The 12,391-nt window shown below is 71.0% G+C and carries 9 protein-coding genes and 1 tRNA gene; 5 read left to right on the top strand and 5 right to left on the bottom strand.

From position 1 onward, the window contains the following. Window positions 1-3: 3 nt before the first annotated feature. The 5 genes from MED15_RS30150 to MED15_RS30125 all read right to left on the bottom strand — a co-directional run bounded on the left by MED15_RS30150 (window position 4) and on the right by MED15_RS30125 (window position 3,265). The gene (locus tag MED15_RS30150; protein ID WP_146754483.1) at window positions 4-462 is read right to left on the bottom strand and encodes a hypothetical protein; all 459 of its coding nucleotides are present in this window, start codon (window positions 460-462) and stop codon (window positions 4-6) included. A gap of 98 nt (window positions 463-560) precedes the next feature. After that, a tRNA-Arg gene (locus tag MED15_RS30145) sits at window positions 561-632 on the bottom strand. A 90-nt stretch (window positions 633-722) separates the two neighbouring features. After that, the gene (locus tag MED15_RS30140) at window positions 723-1,415 is read right to left on the bottom strand and encodes a winged helix-turn-helix domain-containing protein (RefSeq protein WP_112583609.1); all 693 of its coding nucleotides are present in this window, start codon (window positions 1,413-1,415) and stop codon (window positions 723-725) included. 375 nt (window positions 1,416-1,790) lie between these two features. Continuing rightward, a complete protein-coding gene (locus tag MED15_RS30130) occupies window positions 1,791-2,459 on the bottom strand; it encodes a DUF305 domain-containing protein (RefSeq protein WP_112583608.1) in 669 nt (222 codons plus the stop codon). A gap of 8 nt (window positions 2,460-2,467) precedes the next feature. After that, window positions 2,468-3,265: a DUF3105 domain-containing protein gene (locus MED15_RS30125; protein WP_112583607.1), complete on the bottom strand. Its 798-nt coding sequence runs from the start codon at window positions 3,263-3,265 to the stop codon at window positions 2,468-2,470. Window positions 3,266-3,362: 97 nt separating this feature from the next. Between MED15_RS30125 and argS the strand changes: the two genes are divergently transcribed. From argS to MED15_RS30100, 5 genes are all read left to right on the top strand, one after another. Beyond that, a complete protein-coding gene (gene argS / locus MED15_RS30120) occupies window positions 3,363-5,030 on the top strand; it encodes an arginine--tRNA ligase (protein ID WP_112583606.1) in 1,668 nt (555 codons plus the stop codon). Window position 5,031: 1 nt separating this feature from the next. Then, the gene (gene lysA, locus MED15_RS30115; RefSeq protein ID WP_112583605.1) at window positions 5,032-6,417 is read left to right on the top strand and encodes a diaminopimelate decarboxylase; all 1,386 of its coding nucleotides are present in this window, start codon (window positions 5,032-5,034) and stop codon (window positions 6,415-6,417) included. A gap of 8 nt (window positions 6,418-6,425) precedes the next feature. Beyond that, window positions 6,426-7,736: a homoserine dehydrogenase gene (locus MED15_RS30110; RefSeq protein ID WP_181541704.1), complete on the top strand. Its 1,311-nt coding sequence runs from the start codon at window positions 6,426-6,428 to the stop codon at window positions 7,734-7,736. Between the two features lie 139 nt (window positions 7,737-7,875). After that, complete coding sequence (gene thrC, locus MED15_RS30105) at window positions 7,876-8,925, top strand: threonine synthase (RefSeq protein WP_112583603.1); 1,050 nt, start codon at window positions 7,876-7,878, stop codon at window positions 8,923-8,925. A gap of 141 nt (window positions 8,926-9,066) precedes the next feature. Further along, window positions 9,067-12,345 (top strand): efflux RND transporter permease subunit, encoded by a 3,279-nt coding sequence (locus tag MED15_RS30100; RefSeq protein ID WP_112725371.1) that lies wholly within the window; start codon window positions 9,067-9,069, stop codon window positions 12,343-12,345. Window positions 12,346-12,391 lie beyond the last annotated feature (46 nt).

Genomic DNA, 12,391 nt, shown 5'->3' with positions numbered 1-12,391 from the left:
CGCTCACGTCACCGCTTGTCGGGCGCGCCGAGCCGTCGTGGTGGCGAGGACTCCGCAGGTGGCGGCGACCAGACCGAGGCCGGCCGTGCCCGGGTTGACGTATCCGGGCACGGACGAGGTGACGTACGTGCCGCCACCGCTGAGGCGGCACTCGAAGTGGAGCGGTAGGAAGCTGATGTCGTAATCGACGACCCGGCTCGCCACCTGTGGTCCGGCCTGGCGACAGGGTCCGACCGGGGCGGATCCGGCGCCACCGTCCTCGGCCTGCATCACCGCGTAGCCGAGGTGGAGCAGACCCCAGGCGTACAGGGCGACGGCACCCGCGCCGACGAGCAGCGCGGCGGTGCGCACGCGACCCGATCGTTCGCTGTTCCTGAGCATCGCGCGGAAGCCACGGACGGTGAGGACGGTCGCGATGACCGCCCCAGCCAGCGCGGCGAGGAGCAGACCGAGAAACAGCATGATCGACATTCTGGCGGATGTTCCACCAACACGATGAAGGCCCCTGACCGAATTTCTGGTCAGGAGCCCCTGGTGCTGGTCGAACTTTTTAGCAAGTGTGCCCCCGGCAGGATTCGAACCTGCGCCCCCGCCTCCGGAGGGCGGTGCTCTATCCCCTGAGCTACGGGGGCTCAGCGACTGGAGAAGACTAGCAAACCTCCCCTGCGTACGCCGAATCGGTATCGGGTGAGCCGATCGTGTCGGACCGGCCCACCCGGTGCTCAGGCGGCTACCACCCGCCCGCAGCTGGGCAGCGGGTGCAGGACGATTCGCCGAGGGAGCCGGCGCGGCCACTCGTTGCGCGGCCAGGAGCCGTCCACGATCAGGTGGACGGTGCGCTGCTCCTCGCCACTGAGCCGCAGCACGAAGTCGCGGGGGAGCGGCGGGTCCACCGTCGGCGTAGTGATCATGAAGCGCACCCGACCGCGGGACGAGACAGCGGAGATCACGTCGGCGGCCGGCATCGTGCCGCGCAGCCGGACCCGGCCGATCCAGTAGACCTCCGCGAGGTGCTCCTGGGCGGCCCGGGTGATCCCCGGGTACTCGCTGCGGACCCAACGCTCGACCGCGCTGACGCAGAGCCCGCAGGCCCGCTCGCGCGGCTCCCGCGGACCCAACCCCCAGGCCCGCAGGTACGCCCCGACCGCGCCGGTGTCCAGTGGCAGCTCGAAGCGCCGCTGGATGAGCGTGGTGAGGCTCTGCCGCGTCCACAGCTCCTCGTCCAGGCCGAACTCGTCGGGATGGACGCCCCGCAGCGTGTCGATCAACTCGAGTTCCTGTTCGCGGCTGAGCATTCCCGGCTCGCCCTGCCGCTGTCCGCGACGGACGGCTGCCACCGCCCCGTCACCACCGATGGTGTGGCGTCGGCACCAACTGGTGACCGAGCGCCGTGCGTCTCTGAGTGCAACCCCCACGTCTTGGGCAACGAGCCCGAATCGCAACTGGTCACGATATGTGGGGAGAAAACTCTCTAAGCAACGTAATCGCCTGTGCCACGCAAAACGCCCACAAGGGACGAGAGGGGTGTTCAGGTCATACACGACGGGTGGCCGCCTTGATCGACTCGGGTTCTTGGAAACCGGGGTGTCCCGATGGCGTCGACCGCCCGGTTTCCTGAAAGCCGAGTCGATCAAGGCCGGGGCTTGCGCTGGGGCCCCGGCGGGGGCGAGGGCTCGCGTCGGTGGCGGGCGGCGCAGGTCGAGCGGCGTGGTGCGTTGTGTCGGCACGGTGCGGCCCGCGTCACCGCCACGGAGCAGCGGGGACGCGGGCCGGGTGCGCCGTCCGGTCGGTCAGCCCTTGGCCTGCGCCTGGAGCTGCCGGAGGTTGTTCAACTCGGTCTGCTGGGTGGCCTTCATGGTGTTCGCCACCCGCAGCACCTCGGCGTTGTCGGTCGCGCCGAGCGCCGCGTCGATCATGTGGATGCCGCCCAGGTGGTGGTCGTACATCAGGGTCAGGAACTGCCGGTCGACCTCGATGCCCTGAGCGTTGCGCAGGGCGGTCATCTGTTGCGGCGTGGCCATGCCCGGCATCAGACCGTCCTTGACGGTGGCCCCGTCGGACATCCACGACATCGGCGGCTTGGACCCGGTCGGGCTGAGGCCCCATTCGCGCAGCCAGGTCTGCATCGCGCCGATCTCGCCCTGCTGCCCGGTGGCGATGTCGACGGCGATCTGCCGCACCTCGGGGAGGGTGGCCGACCGGTACGCGATCAGGCTCATCTCCACCGCCTGCGCGTGGTGGGTCGTCATGTCCCGGGCGAAGCCCGCCTCGACCGAGGCGTCACCGGGTCGGGTGATCCGTGGGGTGAGCAGACCGCCCGCGTACCCGAGGAGGAGCCCCACCACCAGCATGATGGCGAGCGCCAGCACGCCGTAGCGCGACGCCGGGGCCCGGCCGCCCTCGTCCGGGGCGGCCGGGATCTCGTCGTACTCGCTGTCGGTGGTTGCCGGAGCGGTCATTGCCGTCCTTACTGGGTGGGCTGCTGCTGGAGTTCACGCGGCGTGGTGCCGGTGGCGGTGATGCCGGTGTTGCAGAGCGCCGTCGGGCCCTCGACGGAGGCGTTCACCCGCAGGTCCTTGATGAACTCGTCGATCCGCGAGTCGTCAGCGTTGTCGACCTTGAGCTGGTAGCCCCAGGCCTGAAGTGAGATCGGCTTGTCCAGGCCCTCGTACGGGCTCATCAGCGTCTTCTCGACGCCGCGCACCTTGCTGGCGAGCTTGTCGACCTGGTCCTTGGGCAGGTCCGGGCGGTAGGTGATCCACACCGCGCCGTGCTCCAGGCTGTGCACCGCGTGCTCGTTGGCGATGGGGGCGTCGTACACGTCGCCCATGCAGTTCTGCCAGGCGGCGTTGTGCACCCCGCCCACCGGCGGCGAGTAGTTCCAGGTCAGAGGGCCCGACTTGTGCGACTCGTACTTCAGGCTGTCCGGGTCGGACTTGCGGATGTTGGCGATGCCGTCGATGGCGTTGGCCCGCTTGTCCCACGGCTTGGAGCCCTGGAACGACGCCCAGGCGCCGTAACCGATGATGCCGGCCGCGAGCACGCCAACCGCGACGAAGAGCGCGATCGGCCCCCACGCGCGGCCCTGGCTCACCTTGACCGGGGTGACCGGCTTGCGCGGGCCCTTGCCCCCGGCCCGGGGGGAGCCCGTCGGCTTGCCGGAACCGGCCTTGGCGCCGGACGCCGGCCGGCCCGCGGCCGGCTTCTTGCCGGTGCTGACCACGGTCGGGCGGCGCTCAGGGCCACCCGGGGTGCTGATGCTCATCGTGCCTCGTCAAGTCGGTCGGTCAGGGGAGTGGCGGGCCGGATGACGCGCAGGGGAGCCGCCGAGTGCCCGAGTCTACCCCCGATAACATGGTTGGGTGACTCCTGCAGAACTAGCCTCGGTCGTCCTTGCCGCCGCCCACGCCGTCTTCGAGCAGCGTGGGCTGGACCGCGCCGCGCTGCCGGCGAGCACGGTGGTGGAGCGACCGCGCAACCCCGAGCACGGCGACTACGCCTCGACGCTCGCGCTGCAGTTGAGCAAGAAGGTGGGCGTTCCGCCCCGGGAACTGGCGACGGCCCTGGCCGACGAGCTGGGCCGGGCACCGGGGGTCAAATCGGTGGAAATCGCCGGGCCTGGCTTCCTGAACATCCGCCTCGACGCCGCCGCGGCCGGTCAGCTCGCGCGGGTGATCGTCGAGACCGGCGCGGAGTACGGCCGCAGCGACCGGCTCGCCGGCGAGAGGATCAACCTGGAGTTCGTCTCGGCCAACCCGACCGGGCCGGTGCACATCGGCGGGGTCCGCTGGGCGGCCGTCGGTGACGCGCTGAGCCGGCTGCTGCGGGCCACCGGCGCCGATGTCGGCACGGAGTACTACTTCAACGACGCCGGTTCGCAGATCGACCGGTTCGCCCGGTCGCTGCTCGCCGCCGCGAAGGGTGAGTCGGCGCCGGAGGACGGCTACGGCGGGGCGTACATCGCCGAGATCGCCAGCGAGGTGCAGGCCCGCCGGCCGGAGGTGCGCTCGCTCGACGACGACGCCGCCCAGGAGGTCTTCCGGGTCGAGGGCGTCGCGCTGATGTTCGACGAGATCCGCACCTCGCTGCGCGACTTCGGGGTGGAGTTCGACACCTACTTCAACGAGAAGGACCTGCACGACCGGGGTGAGCTCGACCTGGCGTTGAACCGGCTGCGCCAGCAGGGGCACCTCTACGAGTCCGAGGGCGCCACCTGGCTGCGCACCACCGACTTCGGCGACGACAAGGACCGGGTGCTGCGCAAGTCCAACGGCGAGTGGACGTACTTCGCCGCGGACTGCGCCTACTACCTGGACAAGCGCGAGCGCGGCTTCGATCGGGTCGTGATCATGCTGGGCGCCGACCACCACGGCTACATCGGCCGGATGAAGGCGATGTCCGCCTGCTTCGGCGACGACCCGGAGCGCAACCTGGAGATCCTCATCGGGCAGCTGGTCAACCTGCTGCGCGACGGCGCCCCGATGCGGATGAGCAAGCGGGCCGGCACCGTGATCACCCTGGAGGACCTGGTCGACGCGATCGGCGTGGACGCCTCCCGCTACGCGTTGGCCCGTTACTCCAGCGACTCCCCGATCGACATCGACATCGAGCTGTGGACCCGGGCGACCCGCGACAACCCGGTCTACTACGTGCAGTACGTGGCAGCCCGGACGGCGGGCGTGGCCCGCAACGCCGCCGAGGTGGGGCTGGTTCCGGGCGACGCCGACGCGTTCCGCCCCGAGCTGCTCGACCACGAGAAGGAGAACGAGCTGCTCAAGGCCCTCGCCCAGTTCCCCGCGGTGGTGGCGACGGCCGCCGAGCTGCGGGAGCCGCACCGGGTGGCCCGCTACCTGGAGGAGAGCGTCGCCGCCTCCTACCACCGGTTCTACGACAACTGCCGGGTGCTGCCGCTGGGCGACGAGGAGATCACCGACCTGCACCGCGCTCGGCTTTGGCTCAACAACGCCACCCGCACGGTGATCGCCAACGGCCTGCACCTGCTCGGCGTCTCCGCACCCGAGAGGATGTGACATGAGGGCTCATGAGGCCGGTGCGCTGCACGCGGACATCAGCAACCAGGGGCCGGCCTGGCTGCGTACCCCGGCCGACGTCAACGCCCTCGTGCCGGCGCTGTGGCCGCGGTCGGTGACGCGTGGCGCCGACGGCGCGGTCGCCGTCGCGGGCCTGAGCGTCCGCGACATCGCGGCCGAGTTCGGCACCCCGGTGTACGTCCTCGACGAGGCCGACCTGCGCTCGCGCTGCCGCGACTTCCGGGCGGCCTTCCCGACCGAGGACGTGTTCTACGCGGGCAAGGCGTTCCTCTGCCGGGCGGTGGTCCGGATGATCGCCGAGGAGGGGCTGCACCTGGACGTCTGCACCGGTGGCGAGCTGGCCACCGCGCTGTCGGCCGGAATGCCGCCGGAGCGGATCGGCTTTCACGGCAACAACAAGTCGGTCGCCGAGCTGGGCCGGGCGCTGGACGCCGGGGTGGGCCGGATCATCGTCGACTCGTTCACCGAGATCGACCGGCTCACCGCGCTGGCCCGCGAGCGCGGGGTCCGGCCCCGGGTGCTGGTGCGGGTCACTGTGGGCGTCGAGGCGCACACCCACGAGTTCATCGCCACCGCCCACGAGGACCAGAAGTTCGGCTTCTCGCTGGCCGGCGGTGCCGCCGCCAACGCCGCGTTCAAGATCCTCGACGAGGGCGTGCTGGAGCTGCGCGGGCTGCACTCGCACATCGGCTCGCAGATCTTCGACGCCAGCGGCTTCGAGGTCTCGGCCCGGCGGGTGCTCGCCCTTCAGGCGCAGATCCGCGACGCGCGCGGAGTGGAGCTGCCCGAGCTGGACCTGGGCGGCGGCTTCGGCATCGCGTACACCACCCAGGACGACCCGGCGACCCCGCAGGATCTGGCCAAGCGGCTTCGCAAGATCGTTGATTCGGAGTGCGCGGCGGAGAACCTGGCCGTGCCGCACCTGTCGATCGAGCCGGGCCGGGCCATCGTCGGGCCGGCCGTGTTCACCCTCTACGAGGTCGGCACGGTCAAGGACCTCGACGGCCTCCGGACGTACGTCAGCGTCGACGGCGGGATGAGCGACAACATCCGCACCGCCCTCTACGACGCGTCCTACTCGGCGACGCTGGCCTCGCGGGCCTCGACCGCGCAGCCGTTGCTCGCCCGCGTGGTGGGAAAGCATTGTGAGTCCGGGGACATCGTGGTGAAGGATGAATTCCTGCCCGCCGACGTGCAGCCCGGAGATCTTGTCGCAGTGCCCGGCACTGGTGCGTACTGCCGAAGCATGGCCAGCAACTACAACCATGTGCCCCGGCCACCGGTGGTCGCGGTGCGCGACGGCCAGGCGCGCCTGATCGTCCGGCGGGAAACCGAAGAGGACCTGCTCGCATTGGATGTTGGATGACGTCACCTGTGCGCTTGGCGCTGCTCGGCTGTGGCACTGTCGGCCAGGAGGTGGTCCGGCTGCTGCACGAGCAGTCGGCCGACCTCACGGCACGGATCGGCGCTCCGCTGGAGATCGCCGGCATCGCCGTCCGTCGGCTCGGCCGCGACCGAGGTGACCTGCCGGTCGACGAGGACCTGTTCACCACCGACGCGCTTGGCCTGATCAAGCGCGACGACGTGGACGTGGTGATCGAGGTGATCGGTGGCATCGAGCCGGCCCGGAGTTGGCTGGTCGAGGCGCTGCGCGCCGGCAAGAGCGTGGTCACCGCCAACAAGGCGCTGCTCGCCGAGGACGGCGTGGCCCTGCACGAGGCGGCGGCCGAGGGCGGCGGCGACCTCTACTACGAGGCGTCAGTGGCCGGGGCCATCCCGCTGCTGCGTCCGCTACGGGAGTCGCTGCACGGCGATCGGATCAACCGGGTCACCGGCATCGTCAACGGCACCACCAACTTCATCCTCTCCGCGATGGACGCGACCGGCGCCGGCTTCGCCGAGGCTCTTGAAGAGGCCACCGCCCTGGGGTACGCGGAGGCCGATCCGACCGCCGACGTGGAGGGCTTCGACGCGGCGGCGAAGGCGGCGATCCTCGCCTCGCTGGCGTTCCACACCCGGGTCGGCGCCGCCGACGTGCACCGTGAGGGCATCACCGAGGTGACCGCCGCGGACATGGCCAGCGCCCAGGCGATGGGCTGCACGATCAAACTGCTCTGCATCGCGGCCCGGGGTGTCGACCCCACCGGCCGGGAGACGGTCAGCGTCCGGGTGCACCCGGCGATGATCCCGCGCAGCCACCCGCTGGCCAGCGTCGGGGACGCGTTCAACGCGGTCTTCGTGGAGGCGGACGCGGCCGGGCAGTTGATGTTCTACGGTCGGGGCGCCGGTGGCGCGCCCACCGCCAGCGCGGTGCTCGGTGACGTGGTCGCGGTGTCCCGCAACCGGCTCGCCGGGGTGCGCGCGGCCAGCGAGAGCGCGTACGCGGACCTCGCGGTCCGGCCGATGGGTGAGGCGTTGACCCGCTACCACGTGAGCCTCGACGTGGCCGACCGCCCGGGTGTGCTGGCCTCGGTGGCGAGCGTGTTCGCCCGGCACGACGTGTCGATCGCGACGGTGCGGCAGGGTTCGGCGGGCGGGCCGGCGGGCCGCGACGGCGACGCCGAGTTGGTCATCGTCACGCATGTGGCACCGGACGCCGCGCTCGCCGCGACCGTCGGTGAGCTGCGCGGTCTGGACATTGTCCGTTCGGTGACCAGTGTGCTGCGGGTCGAGGGCGGCGCCTGAGTCGTTGCATCATCGACGGGGTGGCTCGCGCGTCCCGCCAGGTGGGTAAGCCGGGGTGTGCCATTGACCACTCCAGCGGGCTGGTCCAAGGTGGCCCTGACAATCGGGTGGGCGCGGCGGTAGAGGCGAGGAGAGCGACATGTGGCGGGGTCTGATCGAGGCGTACCGGGATCGGCTGCCGGTCACCGCGGCCACGCCGGTCGTGACGCTGCACGAGGGCAACACCCCGCTGTTGCCGGCGCCGGTGCTGTCCGCCCGGCTCGGTTGCGACGTGCACCTCAAGGTGGAGGGCGCCAACCCGACCGGCTCCTTCAAGGACCGGGGGATGACCCTCGCGGTGTCCAAGGCGGTCGAGGCCGGCAACAAGGCCATCATCTGCGCCTCCACCGGCAACACCAGCGCCTCCGCCGCGGCGTACGCGGCCCGGGCCGGATTGACCTGCGCCGTGCTGGTGCCGCAAGGCAAGATCGCGCTGGGCAAGCTGGCCCAGGCGCTGGTGCACGGCGCGAAGCTGCTCCAGGTGAACGGCAACTTCGACGACTGCCTCGCGACTGCCGCCAAGCTCGCCCAGGACTACCCGGTCGCGTTGGTCAACTCGGTCAACATCGACCGGCTGCACGGCCAGAAGACCGCCGCCTTCGAGATCGTCGAGGCGCTCGGTGACGCGCCCGACATCCACTGCCTGCCGGTCGGCAACGCCGGCAACATCTCCGCGTACTGGATGGGATACGCGGAGGAGTTGGCCGCCGGCGCCACCACCCGCACCCCGAAGATGTACGGCTTCCAGGCCGCCGGGGCGGCCCCGATCGTGACCGGTCAGGTGGTGCCGGAGCCGTCGACCATCGCCACCGCGATCCGGATCGGCAACCCGGCGAGCTGGACCAAGGCGTTGGATGCCCGGGACGCCTCCGGTGGCCTGATCGAGTCGGTGACCGACCGGGAGATCCTCTCCGCGTACCGTCTGCTCGCCCGTGAGGTGGGGGTCTTCGTCGAGCTGGGCAGCGCGGCCAGCGTGGCCGGCCTGCTGCAGCAGGCCGCGGCGGGCGCGGTGCCGCCCGGTTCCACGGTGGTCTGCACGGTGACCGGCCACGGGCTGAAGGACCCGGAGTGGGCGATCTCCACCGCGCCGGCGCCGGTGACCATCGCGAACGACCCGCTGGCCGCGGCGCGCGCCCTCGACCTGGCCTGAGCGCGCCGCCGTCCGGGTGGTGACCGACGGCGGGTAGCTGGACGGCGGTGCGGCCCGGGGGCGGCGGGGGTCGGGGTATGCGAGTCCGGCACACTTTCGGGTATCCCCGCCCGCATTCTCGTTCAGGAGTGAGCCAGGCCGATGTCGCTGCTCGCCAGATTCAGCCTCGCCAACCGAGGGCTGATTGCCCTCATCGCGGTGGTGACCACGGTGTTCGGAGTGTTCGCCGTGCCGTCGCTGAAGCAGCAACTGCTGCCGTCGCTCGAGTTCCCGGCCGCGTTCATCGTGGCTCCCTACCCCGGCGCCGGCCCCGAGATCGTCGAGTCGCAGGTGACCGAGCCGATCGAGAACGCCCTCCAGGGCATCCCGGGGCTGGACCAGGTCACCTCCACCTCCCGCGAGGGGGCGGCCACCGTCCAGGTGACGTACGAGTTCGGCACCGACCTCGACGACGTGGTCAACAAGATGCAGACCGCGTTGAGCCGGATCGACGCCCAACTGCCGGAGGGCGTCGACCCGCAGGTCATCGCGGGTAGTACCGACGACCTTCCGGCGGTGGTGCTGGCCGCGGCCGGCACAGCGGACGAGCGGGCACTCGCCGAGAAGCTGCGCGCGACAGTGGTGCCGGAGCTGGAGGGCATCGAGGGGGTACGCACGGTCGAGGTGACCGGCACCCGCGACGACGTCGTGGTGGTCACCCCGGACCCGGCGAAGATGGCCGCCGCGAAGATTCAGCCGACGGCGATCGGCGCGGCGCTGAAGACCAACGGCGTGGCGGTTCCGGCCGGCGCGGTGACCGACGGCGCGCTGGCCCTCCCGGTGCAGGTCGGCACCCCGATCTCCACCCTGGAGGAGCTGCGCGGCATCGTGGTCGTCCCGGCTGCGGCACCCGTTCGCCTCGGTGACGTGGCGACGGTCGAGCAGCAGCTCGCCCCGGCCACGGCAATCACCCGGACCAACGGCAAGGACAGCCTCGGTATCGCGGTCACCGCGGCACCGGACGGCAACGCCGTGGAGATCTCGCACGAGATCCGGGACCGGCTCGACGACCTGAAGGACGCCTCCGGCGCGGAGCTGACAGTGGTCTTCGACCAGGCGCCGTTCGTCGAGAAGTCGATCGAGTCGCTGACCACGGAGGGTCTGCTGGGCCTCGTGATGGCGGTCATCGTCATCCTGGTCTTCCTGCTGTCGGTGCGCTCGACGGTGGTCACCGCGGTCTCCATCCCGCTCTCCGTGCTGGTGGCGCTGATCGCCCTGTGGATCGGTGACTACTCGCTCAACCTGCTCACCCTCGGCGCGTTGACCATCGCGGTGGGTCGGGTGGTCGACGACTCGATCGTGGTGTTGGAGAACATCAAACGACACCTGGAGTACGGCGAGGAGAAACGGCACGCCATCATCACCGGCGTCCGCGAGGTCGCCGGTGCGGTGACCGCGTCCACCCTCACCACGGTGGCGGTGTTCGCGCCGATCGCGCTGGTCGGCGGGTTCGTGGGTCAGCTCTTCGCGCCGTTCGCGATCACTGTGACGGTGGCCCTGCTCGCCTCGCTGCTGGTGTCGCTGACCGTGATCCCGGTCCTCGCGTACTGGTTCCTCAAGCCGCGCGGCGGCACCGCGGACGACGAGGCGGTACGGCACGCCGCGGAGGAGAAGGAGCTGCGCAGCCCGTTGCAGCGGGCGTACCTGCCGGTGATCGGGTTCGCCACTCGCAAGCGGTCGACCCGTTGGATCACCGTCGGGCTCGGCCTGCTGGTGCTCTTCGGCACCTTCGGTCTGGCGCAGAAGTTGGAGACCAACTTCCTGGACGACTCCGGCCAGGACACCCTCAACATGAGCCAGGAGCTGCCGGCCGGCAGTGGCCTGGCGGCCACCGACGCGGCGGCCAAGCAGGTCGAGTCGGTGCTGTCCCGCACCGACGGTGTCGAGACGTACCAGGTGACCGCGGGCGGCGGGGACAACCCGTGGGCGGGCGGCGGCGGCAACAACGTCGCCAGCTGGTCGCTGGCGCTCGACGGTGACACCGACGCGAAGCAGATGCGTGAGGTGCTGCGCAAGGAGTTCGACAAGCTCGGCGCCGGTGTGGGTGAGATCAGCTTCGGTGGCGGGCAGGAGGCGTCGACCAGCCAGCTGGAGGTGATCGTCCAGGCCAGCGACCCGGAGGCGCTGACCCGGGCCGCCGAGGAGGCGCGGGCCGCGATGGCGGGGGTCCCGGACGTCGAGGACGTGTCCACCAGCCTTGCCGCGCGGGTGCCGCGGGTCGACGTGGTGGTCGACCGGGTCGCCGCCGGTCGGGTCGGGCTCACCGAGGCCGCCGTGGGGCAGCTCGTGTCGCAGGCGTTCCGGGGAGCGCCGCTGGGCCAGGTCGCGCTCGACGGCCAGCAGCAGAACGTGGTGCTGCGGTTGGGCACGCAGCCGCCGGTGACCGTGGAGGAGCTGCGGGCACTGCCGGTTGGTCCGGTGAAGCTGGGCGACATCGCGAAGGTCACTCAGGGCGAAGGCCCACAGCAGGTCACCCGGATCGACGGTGAGCGCAGCGTGTCGGTGACCGGCGCGGCGACCGGCTCGAACCTGGGCGCGACCAGCCAGGAGTTGCAGAAGCGTCTGGACGGCATCAATGTGCCGGGTGCGAGCTTCACCATCGGCGGTGTCAGCGCGGATCAGGCGGATGCCTTCGCGGACCTGGGCCTGGCGGTGCTGGCCGCGATCGCCATCGTCTTCCTGATCATGGTGGCCACGTTCCGCAGCCTCACCCAGGCGCTGATCCTGCTGATCTCCATCCCGTTCGCGGCGACCGGTGCGATCGGTCTGCTGTTGATCACCGGGACGCCGCTCGGTGTGCCGGCGCTGATCGGCGTGCTGATGCTGGTCGGCATCGTGGTGACCAACGCGATCGTGTTGCTCGACCTGATCAACCAGTACCGAGCACAGGGCATGGGGGTCCGGGAGGCGGTGGTCGAAGGCGGCCGTCGCCGGCTGCGCCCGATCCTGATGACGGCGGTGGCGACCATCTTCGCGCTGCTGCCGATGGCGTTCGGGTTGACCGGTGAGGGCGGCTTCATCTCTCAGCCGCTGGCGGTCGTGGTGATCGGTGGTCTGCTCAGCTCGACGCTGCTCACGCTGATCCTGGTGCCGACGCTGTACACGATGGTGGAGCACACCAAGGAGTCGCTGCGGGCTCGGCGCGCACGGCGGCGCTCCGGAGGGTCGGCGGTGACCACGACGGAGGCCGACGAGGTGCCAGCGCCGAACCAGGTCGCGGTGCCGAGCGGCGCGCCCGCCCCGGTCGCGGCCGAGGGTGTGCAGCCGGCCGGGCGGCCCGCGCCGTCGGCCGCGTTGGTGGAGGGCACGGACCAGTTCGAGGTGCTGCGGCTGCCGCGTAGCCGTACCTCGCCGCTGCCTCCGGCGGAGCCGACCGAGTAGGTCGCAGCGTGGTTCGGAACGCCCCCGGCGGATTTTTCGCCGGGGG

It is taken from the genome of Micromonospora noduli, from assembly GCF_003264475.1.
GTDB lineage: Bacteria > Actinomycetota > Actinomycetes > Mycobacteriales > Micromonosporaceae > Micromonospora > Micromonospora noduli.
This window is presented reverse-complemented; position numbering and strand designations above follow the sequence as displayed.